Annotated in this window: 22 protein-coding genes; 14 read left to right on the top strand and 8 right to left on the bottom strand. The window is 58.2% G+C overall.

What is annotated here, in order from left to right; translation table 11 throughout:
• Window positions 1-35: 35 nt before the first annotated feature.
• Genes ACR0BF_RS13535 through ACR0BF_RS13520 form a run of 4 tightly spaced genes read right to left on the bottom strand, consistent with a single transcriptional unit; the run spans window position 36 to window position 2,762 of the window.
• Window positions 36-1,070, bottom strand: coding sequence for a succinylglutamate desuccinylase/aspartoacylase family protein (locus ACR0BF_RS13535; RefSeq protein WP_480625095.1), 1,035 nt, complete (start codon window positions 1,068-1,070; stop codon window positions 36-38).
• Between the two features lie 5 nt (window positions 1,071-1,075).
• A complete protein-coding gene (gene rimK / locus ACR0BF_RS13530) occupies window positions 1,076-1,981 on the bottom strand; it encodes a 30S ribosomal protein S6--L-glutamate ligase (RefSeq protein WP_480474512.1) in 906 nt (301 codons plus the stop codon).
• Window positions 1,978-2,478 (bottom strand): ATP-dependent zinc protease family protein, encoded by a 501-nt coding sequence (locus ACR0BF_RS13525; RefSeq protein ID WP_480474514.1) that lies wholly within the window; start codon window positions 2,476-2,478, stop codon window positions 1,978-1,980. The genes rimK and ACR0BF_RS13525 overlap by 4 nt, the downstream gene beginning before the upstream one ends.
• Before the next feature lie 5 nt (window positions 2,479-2,483).
• Window positions 2,484-2,762, bottom strand: coding sequence for a hypothetical protein (locus ACR0BF_RS13520; protein WP_480474516.1), 279 nt, complete (start codon window positions 2,760-2,762; stop codon window positions 2,484-2,486).
• Window positions 2,763-2,858: 96 nt separating this feature from the next.
• Here ACR0BF_RS13520 and mgtE point away from each other — a divergent pair, with 96 nt between their 5' ends.
• Both mgtE and ACR0BF_RS13510 read left to right on the top strand, forming a co-directional pair.
• A complete protein-coding gene (gene mgtE / locus ACR0BF_RS13515) occupies window positions 2,859-4,223 on the top strand; it encodes a magnesium transporter (RefSeq protein ID WP_480625094.1) in 1,365 nt (454 codons plus the stop codon).
• Window positions 4,224-4,279: 56 nt separating this feature from the next.
• Complete coding sequence (locus tag ACR0BF_RS13510; protein ID WP_480625093.1) at window positions 4,280-4,729, top strand: CBS domain-containing protein; 450 nt, start codon at window positions 4,280-4,282, stop codon at window positions 4,727-4,729.
• Between the two features lie 40 nt (window positions 4,730-4,769).
• Here ACR0BF_RS13510 and ACR0BF_RS13505 read toward each other — a convergent pair whose 3' ends face one another.
• The gene (locus tag ACR0BF_RS13505) at window positions 4,770-5,156 is read right to left on the bottom strand and encodes a YybH family protein (RefSeq protein WP_480625092.1); all 387 of its coding nucleotides are present in this window, start codon (window positions 5,154-5,156) and stop codon (window positions 4,770-4,772) included.
• A gap of 361 nt (window positions 5,157-5,517) precedes the next feature.
• Here ACR0BF_RS13505 and arfB point away from each other — a divergent pair, with 361 nt between their 5' ends.
• The 6 genes from arfB to smpB all read left to right on the top strand — a co-directional run bounded on the left by arfB (window position 5,518) and on the right by smpB (window position 9,648).
• Entirely contained in the window at window positions 5,518-5,937 is a 420-nt protein-coding gene (arfB, locus tag ACR0BF_RS13500; protein ID WP_209505170.1) for an alternative ribosome rescue aminoacyl-tRNA hydrolase ArfB, read from the top strand.
• A gap of 60 nt (window positions 5,938-5,997) precedes the next feature.
• Window positions 5,998-6,744, top strand: coding sequence for an SDR family oxidoreductase (locus tag ACR0BF_RS13495; RefSeq protein WP_480482712.1), 747 nt, complete (start codon window positions 5,998-6,000; stop codon window positions 6,742-6,744).
• 82 nt (window positions 6,745-6,826) lie between these two features.
• Window positions 6,827-7,843 carry a P1 family peptidase gene (locus ACR0BF_RS13490; protein ID WP_480625119.1) on the top strand — a complete coding sequence of 339 codons (1,017 nt, stop codon included), beginning with the start codon at window positions 6,827-6,829 and terminating at the stop codon, window positions 7,841-7,843.
• A 113-nt stretch (window positions 7,844-7,956) separates the two neighbouring features.
• Window positions 7,957-8,370: a c-type cytochrome gene (locus tag ACR0BF_RS13485; RefSeq protein ID WP_480625091.1), complete on the top strand. Its 414-nt coding sequence runs from the start codon at window positions 7,957-7,959 to the stop codon at window positions 8,368-8,370.
• Between the two features lie 200 nt (window positions 8,371-8,570).
• Window positions 8,571-9,113: an isopentenyl-diphosphate Delta-isomerase gene (gene idi / locus ACR0BF_RS13480; protein ID WP_480474530.1), complete on the top strand. Its 543-nt coding sequence runs from the start codon at window positions 8,571-8,573 to the stop codon at window positions 9,111-9,113.
• Window positions 9,114-9,171: 58 nt separating this feature from the next.
• Complete coding sequence (smpB, locus tag ACR0BF_RS13475; RefSeq protein ID WP_267365868.1) at window positions 9,172-9,648, top strand: SsrA-binding protein SmpB; 477 nt, start codon at window positions 9,172-9,174, stop codon at window positions 9,646-9,648.
• On the opposite strand, the gene glpK is transcribed toward smpB, so the two are convergent.
• From glpK to panB, 3 genes are all read right to left on the bottom strand, one after another.
• Window positions 9,645-11,123 carry a glycerol kinase GlpK gene (glpK, locus tag ACR0BF_RS13470; RefSeq protein WP_480606111.1) on the bottom strand — a complete coding sequence of 493 codons (1,479 nt, stop codon included), beginning with the start codon at window positions 11,121-11,123 and terminating at the stop codon, window positions 9,645-9,647. The genes smpB and glpK overlap by 4 nt on opposite strands.
• Before the next feature lie 69 nt (window positions 11,124-11,192).
• Window positions 11,193-12,044 (bottom strand): pantoate--beta-alanine ligase, encoded by an 852-nt coding sequence (panC, locus tag ACR0BF_RS13465; RefSeq protein ID WP_480625090.1) that lies wholly within the window; start codon window positions 12,042-12,044, stop codon window positions 11,193-11,195.
• Window positions 12,041-12,880: a 3-methyl-2-oxobutanoate hydroxymethyltransferase gene (gene panB / locus ACR0BF_RS13460; protein ID WP_480625089.1), complete on the bottom strand. Its 840-nt coding sequence runs from the start codon at window positions 12,878-12,880 to the stop codon at window positions 12,041-12,043. The genes panC and panB overlap by 4 nt, the downstream gene beginning before the upstream one ends.
• 168 nt (window positions 12,881-13,048) lie before the next feature.
• Here panB and ACR0BF_RS13455 point away from each other — a divergent pair, with 168 nt between their 5' ends.
• From ACR0BF_RS13455 to ACR0BF_RS13430, 6 genes are all read left to right on the top strand, one after another.
• Window positions 13,049-14,536: an ABC transporter substrate-binding protein gene (locus tag ACR0BF_RS13455; protein WP_480625088.1), complete on the top strand. Its 1,488-nt coding sequence runs from the start codon at window positions 13,049-13,051 to the stop codon at window positions 14,534-14,536.
• A gap of 168 nt (window positions 14,537-14,704) precedes the next feature.
• Window positions 14,705-15,664 (top strand): ligand-gated ion channel, encoded by a 960-nt coding sequence (locus ACR0BF_RS13450; protein WP_480625087.1) that lies wholly within the window; start codon window positions 14,705-14,707, stop codon window positions 15,662-15,664.
• 245 nt (window positions 15,665-15,909) lie between these two features.
• Window positions 15,910-17,160 carry a sarcosine oxidase subunit beta family protein gene (locus tag ACR0BF_RS13445; protein WP_480625086.1) on the top strand — a complete coding sequence of 417 codons (1,251 nt, stop codon included), beginning with the start codon at window positions 15,910-15,912 and terminating at the stop codon, window positions 17,158-17,160.
• 13 nt (window positions 17,161-17,173) lie between these two features.
• Window positions 17,174-17,461, top strand: coding sequence for a sarcosine oxidase subunit delta (locus ACR0BF_RS13440; protein ID WP_480474536.1), 288 nt, complete (start codon window positions 17,174-17,176; stop codon window positions 17,459-17,461).
• The gene (locus tag ACR0BF_RS13435; RefSeq protein ID WP_480625085.1) at window positions 17,458-20,403 is read left to right on the top strand and encodes a sarcosine oxidase subunit alpha family protein; all 2,946 of its coding nucleotides are present in this window, start codon (window positions 17,458-17,460) and stop codon (window positions 20,401-20,403) included. The genes ACR0BF_RS13440 and ACR0BF_RS13435 overlap by 4 nt, the downstream gene beginning before the upstream one ends.
• Window positions 20,396-20,956: a sarcosine oxidase subunit gamma gene (locus tag ACR0BF_RS13430; protein ID WP_480519603.1), complete on the top strand. Its 561-nt coding sequence runs from the start codon at window positions 20,396-20,398 to the stop codon at window positions 20,954-20,956. Before ACR0BF_RS13435 ends, ACR0BF_RS13430 begins: the two co-directional genes overlap by 8 nt.
• The last annotated feature ends 4 nt before the right edge of the window (window positions 20,957-20,960 follow it).

Raw genomic sequence — 20,960 nt, 5'->3', positions numbered from 1 at the left:
GACAACTGCCCCGCGTTTTCTTTTGGCTCCAAAATCTAAATGATCTCGTCCTCATCGAACATCGGATCGCCGTCAAGCTGGCTGGCAATCGTATCGACCCGCATTTCGACATCCGAGCCGGTCGTTTCAGCAATATGAAACAATGCGTCGCCTTCATGAACGACAGGCAGATTTGTACGCCCAACGATGATACCCGTGGTTTCGCAGATGATATCGGTCCTGAGTTCTCCGAACGGGTCGGAAATGCGTCCAAGCAGGTCACCGGCGGCCACGTATTCTCCGGCGGCTTTGAAAGTCCGCAACAGGCCACCGGCGGGCGCGCGCATCCACGAGCTTGACCTGACATGGACAGGCTTTTCGCGCACAGCGGCGATGCCACGCTTCGCAACCATTCCTTTTGCGTTCATCACCCGAAGGATGCCTGCAACCCCCGCCCGCGCAGACAGTTCGTCGAAACGCAGACCCTCACCACCCTCGAACAGCAGGATATCCACACCACGCTCTTGCGCGGCCTTGCGCAGTGACCCGTCGCGCAGCTTTGAAATCAGCACAACAGGCGCACCGAACGCATCAGCGTATTTGAGGGTGACATCAGAAGCCGGAGAGACGCGGATCTGCGGCAGATTGGTGCGGTGTATCGCGGCAGAATGAAGATCAATCCCCAGGTCCGACCGCTCGACGATCTCGGTCATGAAAAGATGCGCCAGCCGACCGGCCAGCGACCCTCCTTCGCTGCCGGGGAAGGATCGGTTCAGGTCGCGCCTGTCAGGAAGGTATCGGGAATGTGTCATGAAACCAAAGGCATTCACGATCGGGATAACCAGCAAGGTACCCGCAAGCTTGTCAAGCTGTGGCGCCCGAAGCAGCCGCCGTGCGATCTCCACGCCGATCACCTCATCGCCGTGAACGGCGGCACTGACGAACAGGACCGGCCCGGGGCGGCGGCCGTGAACCACGTGTACTGACATGCTCACTGGGGTATGATCCGACAGCACGCTGACCGGCAAATCCAGAGTGGTTCGTGTACCGGGCGGTACGCGATAACCCCCGATTTCAAAGGGACCGCGCATCGCCTCTACCCACGGCCTCGTGTCTTCGTGTTGCCTTTGGCCGCATTCTTTTCGAGAAATTCGATGATTTTGCCCGCAACATCGATGCCGGTGGCCTTTTCAACACCTTCAAGCCCGGGTGAGGAGTTCACTTCCATGACTACGGCACCGTGATTGGCCCGCAGCATATCGACACCACAGACATTCAGGCCCATCGCTTTGGCCGCACGCACGGCTGTCGAGCGTTCCTCGGGCGAGATTCTGATGGGCTTGGCGCTGCCACCCCGATGCAGGTTTGATCTGAACTCGCCCTCGGCCCCTTTTCGTTGCATCGCCGCGATCACCTTTCCACCGACCACAAGTGCACGAATATCCGTGCCGCCTGCTTCCTTGATGAACTCCTGTACCATGATGTTGACCTTGGCACCGCGAAACGCCTCGACCACGGATTTTGCCGACCGGTTTGAATCCGCAAGCACCACGCCGATGCCCTGCGTGCCCTCCAGCAGCTTGACCACCAGCGGAGCGTCCCCTGCCAGTTTGAGAACTTCGTCGGTCTGTTTCGGGTCATGCGCGAAGGTGGTGACCGGCAATCCGATCCCGTCACGTGCCATCAGCTGCATGGACCGCAACTTGTCACGGGATCTGCCAATTGCAACCGACTCGTTGAGCGGAAAGACACCCATGATTTCGAACTGCCGCAACACGGCCAGCCCATAGAATGTGACCGAAGCGCCGATCCGTGGGATCACCGCGTCATAGCGCCCAAGCTTCTTACCGTCGTAATAAACCTCGGGTCGGCGCGACGCGATATTCATGTAACAGCGTAGCGTGTTCACGATATCCAACTGGTGCCCGCGTTGTTCAGCAGCCTCTTTCAGACGCTGGTGGGAATACAGGTTTGGATTTCGGGCAAGCATGACAAGCTTCATTGATGTCGTCCTTCTGCGTCCTTGGATCTTGTCTTGCTTTTCATCTTTTTCGGATCTTTTCGTGCATCCAGAAGATATGAGTGGCCGGGATCGACAAGGATCCCACGCCTGCGAATGGCGGTACGGCCAAGGATCAGATCAAACTCCATCCTCGCGCGATTGGCCAGCGAAACGTCGATTAGCCACCGATGCCGTCCAAGCAGAAGCTGTGTTCTGACGATCAACCGGCGTTCCGGAATGCCACCAGTGTTCTTGATTTCCCGCTCGTCTACAACCCGCGTACGCACCCGGCCCGATGACCGGCGGTTATGGACCGGGATCATGAACTCGACCCATCGTTCGCCATCAACCTCGAACACGGTCTGGTCCACGGCATGCAGGGCTGCGGTTCTGGCACCTGTGTCTATCTTTGCCGGAATATGCTCGATCCCGAAATCAGGCAGGCTGATCCGCTCGCGCCATCCTATGACTTCGGGGTATCCAGTTTGTTTGACCATGGCGACTAAGCCACGCTGTCATCATTGGCGCGCCGGTAATTCACAAACGAATTCGCGCTCATTACAACGTAAAAACTATCCATATCGATTAACACGTACCCAAGTTCAAAAAGCGCGATCGACAGGGCGCGGATATCTGTTTCATACAAACGCCTGCGCCTGGCGATCCGACGCACCAGCTTGTCCGGAATGCGATACCGTCCGCTGACCTTGCCGCCAAACTCCTGATCGTACAAGGCGGCCAGACGTTCGGCTGCGGCGGATATCCAGTCATTTTCCTGCATGCACTTTCTTACAAATCAGAAAATTTTTTGTCTATAGGCAAATATTTTCTGTTATATGGGTGAAAGTAAGAAACTTTTACCCCCACAGGTCGGCGGATGAGCGATACGGACTCCTTACCAAGGGAAACAGGGACGCAGCTTCAGCTGGCGTTGGAAAATCGCGACGGGGCGGCGCTGGCAGACCTGCTTGATCCGCTTTCGCTCAGCGATGCCTTGCGGGAATTGCTCAACCTGCCCGTTGACCAGCGAAGCGCCGCGCTCTCGTTGCTGCCACCGGAACGTGCGGCCGAACTGGTCGAAGAAGCGCCAAATGCGCTGGCGGTCGATCTTGTTGAGCGCATGGTTTCCGAACAGGCCGCCGAAATTATCCTCGAGCTGGATTCCGACATTCAGGCGGATGTCATCGGGGAACTTGAAGACGCCGATGCAGAAGCGATCCTTGCCCGGATGGACCCGGAAGATGCGGCGGATGTCCGGCGACTGGTTGAATATGACGACGATGTCGCCGGTGGTCTGATGGTGGCCGAAGCCTTCACCTTTTCCGATGGCGATACAGTCGGAAAGGTTCTGCGGCGTTTCGCTCATGAAGAGTACGACCTTGAACGTTACCGTGGCCAGCACCCTTACGTTTTGAATTCCGATGGCTTGCCTGTCGGGGTGCTTTCATTACGTAGCCTGCTGTCCACACGGCGAAGCATCAAACTCACCGATATCATGGTGCCCCCTATCACGGTTCCGGCCAGCATGCCGCTGGAAGAAATGGAGGACCTTTTCGATGAGCACCCTTTTCTTGGGTTGCCGGTTGTCGAAACGGACGGGAATCTTGTGGGTGTCGTTTCCCGCTCTGCCGTGAATGAGGCCCTGCTGAAGCGCGCGGAATCGGCAAGCCTGAAACGCCATGGTGTCTTTGGAGACGAACTGCGATCGATGCCTTTGCCGCTCAGGGCGCGGCGGCGGCTTCAATGGCTGTCGGCCAACATCGTGCTCAACGTGATCGCGGCCAGCGTGATTGCCGCCTATGAACAGACCCTTTCTGCCGTGATCGCTCTGGCTGTGTTTCTGCCGATGGTATCGGATATGAGCGGTTGTTCCGGCAATCAGGCCGTTGCGGTCAGCATGCGCGAGCTGTCGCTTGGTCTGGTCCGGCCCATTGATGCTATGCGGGTCTGGATAAAAGAGGTTTCGGTCGGCATCATCAACGGCTGTGTCCTTGGCCTGCTGATCGGACTCGTTGCCTGGATGTGGAAAGGAAACCCGTTTCTGGGTTTGGTGATTGGCGGCGCGCTGGGTTTGAACACGATCATCGCGGTATCGATCGGTGGCGTTCTGCCTTTGCTGTTAAAGCGCATCGGTCAGGACCCGGCGGTCGCCAGTGGCCCTTTGCTGACAACGATCACGGATATGGCAGGGTTTTTCCTGGTCCTGAGCCTTGCAACAGCGATGATGCCGCTCCTGAATTAGTGTTTTTCATGCGCCCTGATCAACACAGGGGTCGGGCGCTCAACCACGAGGAAGACATGACGATCTCAAGCATTGTCAAAACGCAGAACCTTAAAAAGCCGCCATTTTGCGACACTGACACAACGGTGTTCGATGCGGCCGTCACCATTGCGTTGCTGGATGTGAACGCGCTGGCGGTTCTCAGCGAAGGGAAGCTGGTCGGGATAATCACGGATCATGACGTGCTGCTGTGCCTGGCGGATTCCGGCTCAGCTTTCTACAAGCAGACAGTGGGTGACTGGATGACGGAAAAACCTGTCACCTGCGCGCTGGGCTCGAAGTTGTCCAATGGTCTTAATCTGATGGCCAAACACAAAATCCGAAATCTTGTCGTAACTCAGAATGGAAAAGCAATTGCCATCGTCAGTAGTAAAGAAATCCTGACACGGGTGCATGAGGAAGACGAGTTGGAGCTGAATGTGTTGCGTGACATCGCCCGCGGTGCTCAGGGCCATTCAATAGCCTGACACCCCGGTTCCATGTCTGCTCACTCTACATTCAGGGCCGCTATGGAAAGTCACTGTTAAAGATGGAAATGCTGACTTTCCAGGTGCCATCTGTCTGGCGTTTCAGGGCGTTCACAAACTTCCCTTTCTCCGGCGGGTCAGAATCAGCGATAGCAAAAGACCCGACCTGATAGGCAGTATCGCCATCCACACTGAAATCGATCAACTCATTTGTATGCGTTCCACCGGTGTTTTCTTTCATTCTTTCCCGATAGGCTGCGATGAACGCCTCGCGCCCGCGCAGCAGGGGTTCTCCGAGCGCCAACAACATGACGTCTTCGGTAAAGAACGCAGCGCAGCCAGCAGCATCGCCTCGGTTAAATGCCTGATTGTACGCTTCATCAAAGTCTTCGAGCACGCGCCTCATATCCATGACGATCCCTTTCACAACCAACATTCACGAAAGATCGTTGCAGCCCTTCGCGCATTCGATTCTGCATAAGTAACGCAATATGGCCACAGCGTTGGCGGCACCTGACGTTAAATGAGCTGGGCTTGGAATACCTGACGGCGAACGCAACTGATGCGAACGGACGTCCCAGCCACCGCCAGGATTCTGCATTGCGCGAACTGCCAAAGCAGGCTTGATCGCACATATGCACTGCGCTAGGCACCGAGGATGAGGAGACTTGCTGAAATGCTGTGCCGCTATGGCTTACGCCCGCCCGCTTGTTGCGGGTTTCCGACGGCTCGGGTCAGGATCGCGACTCTTCCTTTTTATTCGCCCAAGTCACCAAGCTGACACTGCCATGCTGCACATCACCGATGATATCGCGCTGCAAGACTGGGAAATGACCGAAAGCTTTGTACGGTCGTCCGGTCCCGGAGGGCAGAATGTCAACAAGGTGTCGACCGCAGTCGAGCTGCGCTTCGAAGCTGCACGCTCGCCGTCCTTGCCCGATCCGGTCAAGGCCCGGTTAAAGCGACTGGCCGGGCGACGCTGGACCAAAGACGGCGCAATCATCATTCAATGTGAGGAAACACGCTCGCAGGCCCGCAACCGTGAAATCGCGCGCGCAAGGCTGGCAGAACTGATCTCCCGCGCGCTGGTCAAACCTAAACGGCGGATCGCAACGAAACCGACCTATGGCTCGGTCAAGCGTCGGCTTGCCGCGAAAAAGGCGCGTGGCGACGTCAAGGCGCTGCGGGGCAAGGTGTCTGAAGATTGATCTGGCATCTTGCCGGGGCGTTGATAGTCTGGCCCGCAAAGGCTGCAAAAGGGTAACGTCATGAGGCTGGAGGGAAAAACCGCAATCGTCACCGGCGGCGCATCCGGGTTCGGTGCGGGGATCGTGCAGAAATTCCAAGCCGAAGGCGCACGCGTCATGATTGCGGATATCAACGGTGACGCAGCCGCTGAGATGGCGGCGCAACTTGGGGCCGGGGCATTGGCGCATCAGGTCGACGTCGGCGACGGGGCTTCGGTTCAAGTGATGGCGGACACGGCACTTGCCGCCTTTGGGGCGCTCGATATTCTGGTAAACAATGCAGGTGTCACCCACTTGCCAACCCCTCTGGAAAACGTCACCGAGGATGATTTCGACCGGGTCTTCAACGTGAACATGAAGTCCGTCTATCTGACCGCCCGGGCATTTGTTCCCCATATGAAGGCGCGCGGCGCGGGTGCAATTCTGAACGTAGCCTCGACGGCGGGCCTGTCTCCGCGCCCGAATCTGAACTGGTACAACGCGTCCAAAGGGTGGATGATCACGGCAACCAAGACCATGGCGGTCGAACTGGCCCCAACCGGCATACGCGTGAACGCGATCTGCCCAGTGGCGGGCGAAACACCGCTGTTGAAATCTTTCATGGGCGAAGACACGCCCGAGATCCGCGCCAAGTTCCTGGCGACCATCCCACTGGGACGGTTTTCAACACCCGAAGATATGGCCAACGCCGCCTGTTTCCTGTGTTCGGACGAGGCCAGCATGATCACCGGCACCGCGCTCGAGGTCGATGGCGGCCGATGTATCTGATCCGATCTTCATCTGGCCAAAAATATCCCCGCCGGAGGCAGCGCGCGCCCGCGCGCTTCCCCGCACCAATCCCGAGTTCAAGATGATCCCTGGACCAAGAAACCTGATTACCGATGTCCCCGGCCTGGCAGTTGGAAACGCTCAGGACGATGCGCTGAAGTCCGGGACCACGGTCCTCACGGCAGATAAACCGTTCGTTGCGTCGGTCCATGTGATGGGCGGTGCACCGGGTACGCGCGAAACCGATCTGCTTGCGCCTGATAAAACCGTCACAGGGGTGGACGCGCTGGTTCTGTCCGGCGGATCGGCCTTTGGACTGGACGCCTGCTCGGGTGTTTCAGATGCGATGCGGGCTGAAGGGCGCGGGTTTCCCGTCGGTTCAGCGAAGGTTCCGATCATTCCCGGCGCGATCCTGTTTGACCTGCTCAATGGCGGTGCAAAGGATTGGGCGGAAAACCCTTATCGTGCGCTGGGGCGGGCTGCTTATCTGGGCGCTTCAAGAGATTTTGATTTGGGGTCCGTCGGGGCGGGCACCGGGGCGTTGGCCGCAATGCAGAAGGGCGGGCTTGGCTCTGCCTCGTCCATTCTGCCTGATGGAGTCACGGTCGGGGCCCTCGTTGCGGCGAACCCGCTGGGCAGTGTCACAACACCGGGTGACCGGCATTTCTGGGCAGCCCCCTTCGAAGTTGGCGATGAATTTGGCGGGCTGGGCCCCGATATGTCGCCGGATCAAAGCCGGATCCGCCGCAGCCGCAAGGCGTTGGCCATGAGTCCAGCGGAACCCGAACAGACAAACACGACCATCGCCATTGTCGCCACCGATGCCGTTCTGACCAAACCACAATGCCAGCGCCTTGCAGTAGCGGCGCATGACGGAATCGCTCGGGCCATCCTGCCTGCCCATACCCCCAACGACGGCGATTTGGTCTTTGCCCTCAGCACAGCAGCACGTCCGTTGCAGTCAGAGGCCGATCTAACTCTGATCGGGCACGCGGCCTCGCTGTGCCTGTCCCGGGCCATTGCGCGGGCGGTCTATCTGGCGACCCCGGCGGAAGGAGACCTGTTGCCCTGCTGGACCACTGTACATGACTTAAGTTAAGGACACACCATGTGTCGCAGTGGCACTGTAGATGCGCGCGGCAATCCGCGCGTTGACACTTTTATGCGCCGGGGGTCCATTCGGTGCAGCCAATTTGTATCGGAGCACAAGCTATGAATCGTATCCTCACTATCGCAATCGCTGGCCTGCTGGCGCTGCCCGCTCATGCCGAAGGCGATGCCGAAGCCGGTGAGAAAGCTTTCAACAAATGCAAGTCCTGCCACATGATCGCTGATCCGGCCGGAGAAGTCATCGTCAAAGGCGGAAAAACCGGCCCCAACCTCTATGGCGTCGCTGGTCGCTCTGCCGGAACCTACGAAGACTTCAAATATGGCGACAGCATCGTCGCAGCCGGTGAGAAGGGTTTGGTCTGGGATGAGACGTCCTTTGTGGAATACACGCAGGACCCTAAGGGCTTCCTGCAATCTTATCTGGACGACACCGCTGCCAAGTCGAAAATGACCTTCAAGCTGAAAAGTGGCAGTGAAGACGTCTTTGCCTATATCGTCAGTGTATCAGGCGAATAAACGCTAACATTGTGCACCCACGCACAAGGACCAAAGGCCGCAGCCCCTGCGGCCTTTGGTGCGATTGATACCAGTGTAGAACAGCGCCACTTTGGTATCTGACCGCAAACCGCAGAGTGTGCCGCAACGCCAAGCCGACCCGGCAATAGCTAAACCCAACATCAGCGCCCGTCAGGCGGATTGGCAACAGGAGAGGACAGATGGGCATTATGATCCCGGCTTGGGTCAATGGTGAATTGACCCCGGTAGACAAACTTGAAGCTCACGAAAAGGGCCTCAAGCACAAGGCCGTGTCGGTGTTTGTCGTAAGGGGCACCGAGATTTTGTTGCAGCGCAGGGCGCTGGGCAAGTACCACACGCCCGGCCTGTGGGCGAACACTTGCTGCACGCATCCCGACTGGGACGAAAGCTCGTCAACCTGCGCCGTGCGCCGCTTGAACGAAGAACTGGGGATCACAGGTCTTTACCCTGAATACCGTCACCGTTTGGAATACCACGCCGATGTTGGGAACGGCATGGTGGAAAACGAAGTTGTCGACGTTTTTCTGGCCCATGTGCGCGGACCGCTGAAAATCGCACCTAATCCGGACGAAGTCATGGATATCCGCTGGATCGACTACCATGACCTGTTGGCCGAAGTGGCCCGCCACCCGGACCGGTTTACACCGTGGCTCAAGATCTACCTGCACAACCATGCGGACACGATTTTCGGCCCGGACCTGATCATTTCAGCCAAATCCTGACGCACTCCGAAAATCCCTGCCTTGCAAGGGCGGCCCAAGCCGCCTAAATCAACGCGTCATGGCCAAGCAGAAGACAGACCCGAATTACAAGGTAATCGCCGAAAACCGGCGCGCCCGCTTCGATTACGCAATCGAAGAGGACATTGAATGTGGCATCATCCTGCAAGGGTCCGAGGTCAAATCCCTGCGCGCGGGCGGCTCGAACATCGCCGAAAGCTATGCCACGGTCGATGACGGAGAGCTCTGGCTGGTCAACAGTTATATCGCGCCGTATGAGCAGGCCAAGATGTTCAAGCACGAAGAACGTCGCCGCCGCAAACTGCTGGTGTCCCGCAAGCAGATGTCGAACCTGTGGAACGCGACGCAGCGCAAGGGCATGACACTGGTGCCGCTGGTTCTGTATTTCAACCACAGAGGACTGGCCAAGGTCAAAATCGGCATCGCCAAGGGTAAGAAAACCCACGACAAGCGCGAAACTCAGGCCAAGCGTGACTGGTCAAGGCAGAAGCAGCGCTTGTTGAAAGATCACAGCTAGAACGCCATCGCCGCCTGAACCGCCCGTTGCCAGCGATCATAGGCCGCGTCGCGTTCGGCTTGTTCTTGCGTGGGCTCGAACCGGCGGTCCAGCGCCCATGTTTGGGCAAAACCGGCCTGATCCGGGTATATCCCGGCTTTCATACCTGCCAGCCATGCGGCGCCAAGGGCGGTCGTTTCCTGCATAACCGGGCGATCCACCGGGGCACCCAGACAATCTGAAAGACCTTGCATTGTCCAGTCAGATGCACTCATCCCGCCATCGACGCGCAGGATGACATCCGCCTCGGCCCCCCAGTCGCCCTGCATGGCGTGCCACAGGTCGCGGGTCTGAAAGGCGATGCTTTCCAGCGTGGCGCGGGCAATCTCGGCCCGGCCGGAATTGCGCGTCAGACCGAACATCGCACCGCGGCAATCCGGCTTCCAGTAAGGAGCCCCAAGACCCGTGAAGGCTGGCACCAGGATCACATGCTGGTTCGGGTCGGCCTGCGCCGCCAGATCGCCGCTTTGCGGGGCCGAATCGATGATCTGCAACGCATCACGCAGCCATTGCACGGCGGCCCCGGCGATAAAGATCGACCCTTCCAGCGCATAGGTGCGCTGACCGTCCAATTGGTAAGCGATTGTCGTCAGAAGACGGTTTTTCGATTCAACCGGCTGCGCACCTGTGTTCAGCAGTGCGAAACAGCCCGTGCCATAGGTTGATTTCATCATACCGGGCTGGAAACAGGCCTGACCGATGGTGGCTGCCTGCTGATCGCCTGCCACACCCAGAATGGGGATGTTCCCACCAAGCAAGGTGGTTGCGCCGAAATCCGAGGCGCAATCCTGCACGTTCGGCAACATATGAACGGGTACATCCAGCAACTCGCAAATCTCAGCACTCCAGGCGCCTTTGTGAATGTCGAACAGCAGGGTGCGGGCGGCGTTGGTGGCGTCAGTGGTATGGACACGACCTTCGGTCAGACGCCAGATCAGGAAACTGTCGATGGTGCCGAACAGCAACTCTCCGGCCTCAGCCCGCGCGCGTGCGCCTGAAACGGTGTCCAGCAGCCATTTGACCTTGGTGCCCGAGAAATAAGGGTCCAGCAGAAGGCCGGTTTGGGCGGTGACGTCATCCTCACACCCGGCTTGCTTGTAGCGGGCGCAGATTTCTGCGGTGCGGCGGTCCTGCCAGACAATCGCGTTATGGATGGCCTTGCCGGTCTGCTTGTCCCAGACCACGGTGGTTTCACGCTGGTTGGTGATGCCGATGCCGGTGATCTGGTCAGCCGAAACACCGACGCTTTTCATTACCTCGCGACACACATGCAGAACGCTGGACCAGATATCCTCGGGGTCGTGTTCAACCCAACCTTCTTGCGGGAAATGCTGGGGGAACTCCTGCTGAGCGGTGCCAACACGGTTCATCTGCCCGTCGAACAGGATCGCGCGCGAGGACGTGGTGCCCTGATCAATTGCTAAAATATAGGTCATGTCCGCTCTCCCCCGGTGTCATTTTGCGCGACTTTAGCGCAAACAACGGCGCCGGGGCCAGAGCAGAAATCAGACCGGATCGACGGGAATATTGTCGATCAAGCGGACGCCATCGGCCCAGGCCGTGACGAACAAGCGCGCAGTTTTGCAGGCATTGGGCAGGCTTTCCAGCGTCTCGGCGCAGCGCAGATCGATATATTCCACCTCGGTAAAACCAGCGTCCAACAATGCGGCTTTTGCGTCTTGCGCCAGCACCGTGAATTCCTTGCCAGCGGCAAGCTTATCCGCCACCCGCCGCATGACCTCGTTCATGCGGGACGCGACCTTTACGCCCTCGGGCGACAACAGCAGATTGCGCGACGACATCGCCAACCCCGAAGGCTCGCGCACGGTTGGGCAGCCAACAACCTCGATGGGAATGTCCAGATCGCGGGCCATGCGGCGCACCACCAGCAGCTGCTGGTAGTCTTTTTCCCCGAAATAGGCTCGATCCGCCTGCGTTTGCAGGAACAGCTTGGCCACTACAATTGCCACGCCTTCGAAATGGCCGGGGCGGAAAGGGCCTTCCATCATGTCGGTCAAACCGGCCACGGATACCGTGGTGGAAAAGCCGTCGGGATAGATATCCTGAGGGTCCGGCACATAGATCGCATCCACGCCATAAGGGGCCAGCTTTTGCGCGTCTTCATGTTCCGTGCGGGGATAGTTCGCCAGATCTTCGGGGTTGTTGAACTGCTTGGGGTTCACAAAGATCGTCACGATCACCCGGTCACAGTTTTCCTTTGCGGCCTGCGCCAGCGACAAATGCCCTTCGTGCAGTGCGCCCATTGTCGGTACAACGCCGATAACGTCACCTGCGCGGTGCCATTCTGTCGTCTTGGTTCGCAGTTCCGCCAGCGAGCGCAGGATCGGCGCGGTCACGTCTTTGGTCCTTTCGCCGGAGCCTTATCAGCAAAGACATGTTCGTCCGCCGGAAATGTTCGCGCACGCACTTCGGCCGCATAATCTGCGATGGCGGCTTCGGCCAACGGGCCAAGCTCGGCATAGCGTTTGACGAATTTTGGTTTGAAGGCGGTGAAAAAGCCAACCAGGTCATCGACGACCAGAATCTGCCCGTCACAACCGGCGGACGCTCCGATTCCGATGGTGGGGATGGCAACCTGTTCGGTGATCCTGTCGGCCAGACCTTGCGGCACTTTCTCAAGCACCACGGAAAACGCGCCAGCTTCGGCCATGGCGCGGGCGTCTGCCATGACGGTTTCGGCCTGCTCGTCACGCCCCTGCACCTTGTAGCCGCCCAGCGTGTTGATCGATTGCGGGGTCAGGCCGATATGCGCCATCACCGGGATGCCGCGCCTGACCAGAAAGCGGATGGTTTCAGCCATCTCGACACCGCCTTCCAGCTTGACTGCCCCCGCACCGGTTTCCGCCATCAGCCGCGCCGCGTTGCGGAACGCTTGTGCCGGGTTTTCCTCATAGCTGCCAAACGGCATGTCGATAACCATCATCGCCGTGCTCAGCCCGCGTGCGACGGCCTGACCGTGCAGGATCATCATCTCCATCGTGACACCAAGGGTGGATTCCAGCCCGTGCAAAACCATCCCGACGCTGTCCCCCACAAGAACAAAGTCACAATGCGTGTCCATCAGGCGCGCCATAGGCGTCGTGTATGCGGTTAGCGAGACCAGAGGCACGCCGCCTTTTCGGGCTCGAATATCTTCGGCGTTCGGGGCCTTTTTGCGGGCGGTGGCGCTCATGGTTGGCTCCTGCAGGGCTTATGTTGCAGTGCGGCATAGCAGATCGGCCGGGGCCAAAGAAACCCCGGTTGCGCCAACATTCCCTTGATTGACCTCAGGTTTAAAGGAACACTGCCGATAAAACGGCCCGGAAAACATGGGCGCAGATTTTCAGTTGGGAGAGTTCACATGACAAAACACGTGCTTCGGACATTCGCGTCGACCGTGGCGATCGGCGCCAGCCTGTTGGCAACGCAGGTTTTGGCCAAATCCGACATCACCATCGCCATGCAGCTGGAACCCCCGCATCTAGATCCGACCAGCGCAGCAGCTCAGGCCATCGATTCGGTTGTCTACACCAACATTTTCGAAGGTCTGACCCGTTTCATGGGCGACGGTTCGGTCGTTCCCGGCCTTGCGGAAAGCTGGGAGATTTCCGAAGACGGCAAAACTTATACCTTCAAACTGCGCGACGGCGTGACCTTCCATGACGGCACGACCATGGATGCCGAGGATGTCAAATTCAGCCTTGACCGGGCCACGGCCGAGGACAGCGCCAACGCGCAGAAAGCATTGTTTGCAGGGATCGAAAGCGTCGAGGCCGTGGATCCGCTGACGGTCAGGATCACCCTGGCCGATCCGAACGGTAACTTCCTCTTCAATCTTGCCTGGGGTGACGCGGTGATCGTCGCGCCTGAAAGCATCGAGACCATCAAGACAAACCCGGTTGGTACCGGCGCTTTTACCTTTGGTGACTGGGTTCAGGGCGACAGCATAACACTGAACCGCAACCCCAATTATTGGGGCGATCAACCCGCTTTAGAGACTGCGACGTTTAAATTCATTTCGGACCCGACAGCCGCTTTTGCGGCCATGATGGCCGAAGATGTGGACGTGTTCGACAACTTCCCGGCACCGGAAAACCTGCCCCAGTTTGAAGCTGACCCGCGGTTTCAGGTTCTGGTTGGATCGACCGAGGGTGAAACGATCCTGTCCACCAATAACAAACAGCCGCCATTCAATGATATTCGTGTCCGGCAGGCGTTGGCCCATGCAATTGACCGGCAGGCCATAATCGACGGCGCCATGTTCGGATACGGCACCCCGATCGGGACACACTTCGCGCCACACAACCCCGCTTATGTCGATCTGACAGGCCAGTCTTCTTACGATCTCGAAAAGGCCAGGGCTTTGCTGGCAGAGGCGGGGTTTGAAAACGGGTTCGAGACAACTCTGCACTTGCCACCGCCATCTTATGCGCGCCGGGGCGGTGAAATCATCGCCGCGCAGCTGGCCGAGGTCGGCATCACGGCCGAGATCATCAACGTCGAATGGGCCCAGTGGCTGGAATCGGTGTTCAAAGGCAAAGAGTTTGGCCTGACCATCGTCAGCCACACCGAACCGATGGATATCGGCATCTATGCGCGGCCCGACTATTACTTTCAGTATGACAGCATTGACTTTCAGACGCTGATGGAGACGCTGAATACCACCACCGACCCCGAGGCACGGACCCGTCTTCTGGGTGAGGCACAGCGCCTCATCTCGAACGATTATGTCAACGGGTACCTGTTCCAGCTGGCCAAGCTGGGCGTCGCCAAGGCAGGTGTTCAGGGCCTGTGGGAGAACGCTCCAACTGCGGCTATCGACCTGACTGCCATTTCCTGGTCGGAATGACACCAGTTGGCTGGGCCTGCTTGACGGGTCCAGCCTCACCATTGCGAAATGCGTTTCTTAACGATCATGAATAGCTTTGTTGCCGGAATCCTTCTTTTTCTTTTCGCGTCTGTCCTTCCCGGCGCAGGTTTTGCGCAAGGCTTGTTCCAAGGGCAGCAGGACACGCTTGTGGGAACCCCGGACAACCCGCTGCAAGTCGGGGTTGGTATCAAGATCGACCAGATTACCGGCGTCGATCAGCAGTCCGAAAACTATGGTGCCGTGGTTGTACTGCGGTTCGAATGGGCAGACCCGGAGCTGGCGTTTGATGCGGAAAGCCTTGGTCGTGATTTTCGGGTTTTTGAACCGCCCGCTTTCGTGAAATACGCCGCTGAGCTGGATGTGGTAACCCCGGCTTTTGTTATCCACAACCAACAGTCCAATCGATGGATTCATGAATCCGCAGTTGCCGTGCGTCATGATGGTCACGTGACTTTTGTCGAAAAATCCTCGCTAACCTTGCAGGCTCCGCATTTCAACTTTCGCAAATACCCGTTCGATACGCAGGAATTTCACTTCGAAGTCGTATCGGTGTTTCCGTCGCAATTCGTTCTCTATCACGCGCTTGATGAATACTCCGGTCTGGGTGACATGCTTGGCGAAGAGGAATGGATACTTGGCAATGCCAGGGCTCTGACGTCAACGACGACCGGTTTGTCGGGCAACGAAAGCGACCGGGTCGAACTTGTCTTCGAAGGCACCCGGCACCTGACATATTACACCATCCGCATTTTCCTGCCGATGCTGGTGCTGATCACGGTGGGATGGGCGCTTTTCTTTCTGGATGAATACCGAAAACGGATCGAGATCGCAGGCGGCAACCTGTTGGTCTTTGTGGCCTTCAACTGGGCCATTTCCGCTGACTTACCCAAGCTTGGCTATCTGACGTTTCTGGATTTCATTCTGCAATGCATGTTCCTGATGACTGGAACGATTATCGTCTTCAGCGTGATGCTGCGCAAATTGAAGACCTCCGGTCGGGAAGAGACGGCCAAAAAGCTCGACAATTACGCGATCAAATGGATTTACCCGTTGGGATATGCCGCCATCATCGGCTATGCCGTCGTTGTCTTTCTGATGACGTCTTAGGCGCCGAATCCCACATCTATGTGGTTCTGAAATCGCGTGTATAGCTTTGGCTACCGGCTGTTCTGACCCTTGTCGGCGCAGCAGGACGGCGTGGCGGACACCGCGCACTGCCAGCAACAGTAAAAATCGCAAGATTAAGCAGGCCCTGCTGATTGTCGTGGTGTCTGATTCAACACAACAGATGTCGGATTCAAGAGTATCAAAATTCGGTTTTTTCGCTGATTCTGAAAAAAAAGGTCCGATTCATGCGATACTCTGGTTTCAAGGTCATCAAAGAGGCTCTTACCGGGCACAAAGGATGGACACCGGCCTGGCGCGAGCCGGAGCCCAAGCCACATTACGACATTGTCATCATCGGCGGTGGCGGTCATGGCCTTTCAACGGCGCATTATCTGTCCAAGGTATTTGGCCTCCGCAATGTGGCGGTGATTGAAAAAGGCTGGATCGGTGGCGGCAATGTCGGGCGCAATACAACCATTATCCGCTCGAATTATTTGCTGGACGGCAACGAACCTTTCTACGAGTTCTCGCTGAAACTGTGGGAAGGTCTTGAGCAGGACGTAAACTATAACGCGATGGTCAGCCAGCGCGGGATCATCAACCTGATCCACACAGACGCCCAGCGCGACGCCTTTACGCGACGGGGCAACGCCATGATCCTGAACGGCGCGGATGCCGAGCTGCTGGATGCCGAACAGGTGCGCAAGGAATACCCGTTCCTGAACTTCAACGATGCCCGGTTCCCGATCAAGGGCGGGCTGGCCCAGCGGCGTGGTGGCACGGTTCGGCACGACGCGGTGGCCTGGGGATATGCCCGTTCAGCAGACAGCCACGGTGTCGATATCATCCAAAACTGCGAAGTGACCGGTTTCCGGATCGAAAACGGAAAATGTCTGGGGGTTGAGACGTCGAAAGGGTTCATTGGCGCAGGCAAGGTTGGCTGTGCCGTGGCCGGAAATTCGGGGCGTGTCATGGGCATGGCGGGTATGCGGTTGCCAATCGAAAGCCATGTCCTGCAAGCCTTCGTGTCAGAAGGTCTTAAGCCGGTTCTGCCCGGGGTGATCACTTTTGGCGCGGGGCATTTCTATGTCAGTCAATCCGACAAGGGCGGGCTGGTCTTTGGTGGCGATATCGACGGGTACAATTCGTACGCACAACGCGGCAATCTGCCCGTGGTCGAAGATGTCTGCGAGGGCGGCATGGCCCTGATGCCGATGATCGGTCGCGCGCGCCTGCTGCGGATGTGGGGCGGGATCATGGATATGTCCATGGATGGATCGCCCATCATCGACCGGACCGGCACCGATGGCCTCTATTTCAATGGCGGCTGGTGTTACGGTGGGTTCAAGGCAACTCCGGCGTCGGGGTATTGCTTTGCGCATCTGCTGGCAAAGGATGAACCGCACCCGACGGCCACCGCCTACCGGTTCGACCGGTTCCGCACTGGGCGCATGATCGACGAAAAAGGTATGGGCAACCAGCCCAACCTGCACTGAGGGGAGCAGCACCATGATCATCCATCATCCCTTGCTGGGCCCGCGCGACAGTTCCGAATTCGTCTATCTGGGAGACGCTTCGTTGATCAACAGGCCAGATTGGCTGGCCGAAGACGCGGCCGAAGCGTTTTATGACTACGCCTATCTGCGCGACAATCCAGCCGGCGAACACCGCGAGTTGTGGTTCCACGAGGGGGGCGACCGATCTTGGCTGGTTGTTACTCGCAACACCGCGACACATGAGATTTCCAAAGTGGAACTGGCCCGTGACGTGGCCCGGGCACAGGGGCGTTCCAAATGACTCAAGACAACAGGCTGAGCGGCGGTCAGATCGACCGCACCAAAACCCTGAATTTCAAATTCGATAATCGCAGTTACCATGCACATCCGGGCGATACGCTGGCCTCGGCCCTTCTGGCCAATGGCGTGCGCCTGATGGGCCGGTCGTTCAAGTACCACCGCCCGCGTGGCGTGCTGACTGCCGGTTCGGAAGAACCCAACGCCATTGTCGAGCTGCGCACGGGCAGCCGTCAGGAACCCAACACTCGTGCCACGACCGTTGAGATGTTCGAGGGGCTTGAGGCCCATTCCCAAAACCGATGGCCCAGCCTGAGATTTGACGCTCTGGCAATCAACGACAGGTTTTCGAACTTTCTGACGGCGGGGTTCTACTACAAAACCTTCATGTGGCCTGCCGCGTTCTGGGAAAAGCTGTACGAGCCGATGATCCGCCGCGCTGCGGGACTTGGGTCGTTGTCGATGCAGGAAGACCCCGATGAGTATGACAAGGGGTTTCGACATTGCGATCAGCTGATTATCGGCGCGGGTCCAGCCGGGCTGATGGCGGCACTGACGGCGGGCCGGGCCGGTTCCGAGATCATTCTTGCGGATGAGGATTTCGCACTTGGCGGGCGGCTCAACAGCGAAACCTTTTCGCTGAACGACAGCGATGCGACCGATTGGGTTAAGCAGAGTGTCGCTGAACTGTCTGCAATGCCCAACGTCCGCCTGATGCCGCGCACGACCGTGATCGGTGCCTTTGATCACGGCATTTATGGCGCAGTTGAGCGGACGGGCGATCATCTTGCTTCTCTGCCTTCCGGTAAACCGCGCCAGATCCTCTGGCGCATCTACGCCAAACGCGCCTTGTTATGCGCTGGCGCGACCGAGCGGCCCATCGCGTTTGAAAACAACGACAGGCCCGGCATCATGCTGGCAAGTGCGTTGCGCAGCTATGCAAATCGGTTTGCAACCACGGCGGCGCAACGTGTCGCCATCTTTACGAACAATAATGACGGTCACCGCACCGCTGCGGACCTGCACGCAAAAGGTGTCAGGATTGCTGCCGTCGTCGACGTCCGTGACGACGCTCCGACCAGCCATGACTATGAAGTTCTGCGTGGTGCGCAGGTCAGGGACACCGAAGGCCGACTGGGGCTGACCTTTGTCGAGGTCGAGCTGGCAGACGGGTCGTCGCGCACGCTGGACTGCGGGGCGCTTGGCGTCTCGGGTGGCTGGAACCCCAACGTGCATTTGACCTGCCATCAACGGGGGCGTCCCGCGTGGAACGAAGATCTGGCGGCTTTCGTGCCCGGCGCGGACTTGCCGCCTGGGCTGTCCGTCGCAGGGGCGGCGAATGGTGTGATGTCCACCCATGGCGCCCTGCAATCCGGGGCAGAAGGCGCGGCGCAGGCGCTGGGCCTGAAAGGTCCGCTGCCCGATCTGCCTAAGGCCGAGGATACCCCGATCTCGCAGACACCGTTCTGGTATGTTCAGGGTTGCAGCCGCGCGTGGCTGGATCAGCAGAATGACGTGACCGTCAAGGATGTGAAGCTCAGCCATCAGGAAGGGTTCCGCTCGGTCGAGCATTTGAAACGCTATACCACGTTGGGCATGGCCACCGATCAGGGCAAGACATCGAACATGGGCGGGCTTGCGATCATGGCCGAGCTTGCGGGTAAGTCCATTCCGGAAACCGGCACAACGATCTTCCGCCCGCCCTATACGCCCGTTCCGATTGCAACCTTTGCTGGCCGGGTGAAAGGCAAGGAGTTTCATCCAACCCGCCTGACCCCGTCACATTACTGGGCCAAGGAACGCGGCGCGGTGTTTGTCGAGGTCGGCAATTGGCTGCGTGCACAGTGGTTCCCGCTGCCCGGTGAAACCCATTGGCGGGAATCCGTGGACCGTGAAGTGCGCCAGACCCGCGCCTCGGTCGGGGTGTGCGACTGCACCACGCTTGGAAAGATTGATGTTCAGGGTGCGGATGCGGCGGATTTCCTGAATAGGCTATATTGCAACGGATTTGCCAAACTGGCCGTCGGCAAAACTCGCTATGGGCTGATGTTGCGCGAGGATGGAATTGCGATGGATGACGGTACCGCCGCGCGTCTGGCCGAGGATCATTTCGTGGTCACCACCACAACCGCCAATGCGGTCAAGGTCTACCAGCATATGGAATTTGTCCGGCAATGCCTGTTCCCGGACATGGATGTACAACTGATCTCGACCACCGAAGCCTGGGCACAATATGCGGTAGCCGGGCCCAATTCGCGCAAACTTCTACAAAAGATCGTGGATCCCGAGTTCGACATCTCGAATGAAGGCTTCCCGTTCATGGCTTGCGGCAACATCACCTTATGCGGCGGGTTGCGCGCGCGGTTGTTCCGTATTTCCTTCTCGGGCGAATTGGCCTTTGAAATCGCGGTGCCATCGCGATACGGCGACGCGCTGATGCGGCGTTTGATGCAGGAAGGTGAAGAGTTCGATGTCGTACCCTACGGCACCGAAGCGCTGGGCGTCATGCGGATCGAAAAGGGTCACGCCGCAGGCAACGAGTTGAACGGAACCACCACCGCCCTGAACCTTGGAATGGGTCGGATGGTATCCAAGAAGAAAGACAGCATCGGCTCAGTCCTGTCCGAGCGTGAAGGGCTGAACGAACCAGATGCTTTGATGATGGTTGGCATCAAGCCTGTGAACGCTGGCGACAAGGTAACCGCCGGAGGGCATCTGATGAATGCCACGGGTCCCGTGGATGCTGCCCATGATCAGGGCTATGTCACATCGGCAGCATATTCGCCGTCGCTGGACAGCCATATCGGCCTTGGCTTTTTGAAAAACGGCATCACACGTCAGGGCGAAAAGATGCGCCTTGTGTCGCCAGTGACCGATCTCACGGTCGAGGTTGAAATCGTCTCGGCCCATTTCGTCGACCCCGAGGGAGAACGGCTCCGTGCATGATCTTGAAGCAATAACCGCGCTGGGTGAAACCGAACCCAAGATCGACAGGGTCGGAAGCGTGACCTGTACCGAAACTCCGGGTGTGGCGCTGGCCTCGGTCGCCGCTCGGCTGGGTCGGGAAAACAAGACCCGAAACGTCGTATCCCAATTGATCGGAGTGGAAACGCCTGGCGTTGGTAAGTTTACCGGCGGGCCGATCGTAGCCTTCTGGACCGGGCCTGATCAATGGATGATAGAAGCGCCCTTTGAGACGCATGAAGATCTGGCGCATCTGGTGAAAGAAAGCACTGGGGATAACGCATCGGTTTCCGAACAGACAGACGCATGGGTCAGGTTTGATCTGGACGGAGAGGGCGTGTTGGCAGTGCTGGAATTGCTAAGCAGTCTGGATTGCCGAAAAATGGCGGTCGGTGCCGCATCCCGCACGTCAATCCATCACCTGGGATGTTTCGTCCTGTGCCGTGCTTCTGGTTCGTTCAGTGTCTACGGGCCAAGATCGTCTGCCGGGTCACTGCATCATGCGATTGTGGCCGCAATGAAATCGGCGCTTTGAAGGC

It is taken from the genome of Ruegeria sp. AG7 (genome assembly GCF_056541545.1).
The sequence above is the reverse complement of the archived record's forward strand: the minus strand, read 5'-3'. Positions and strand labels throughout refer to the sequence as shown.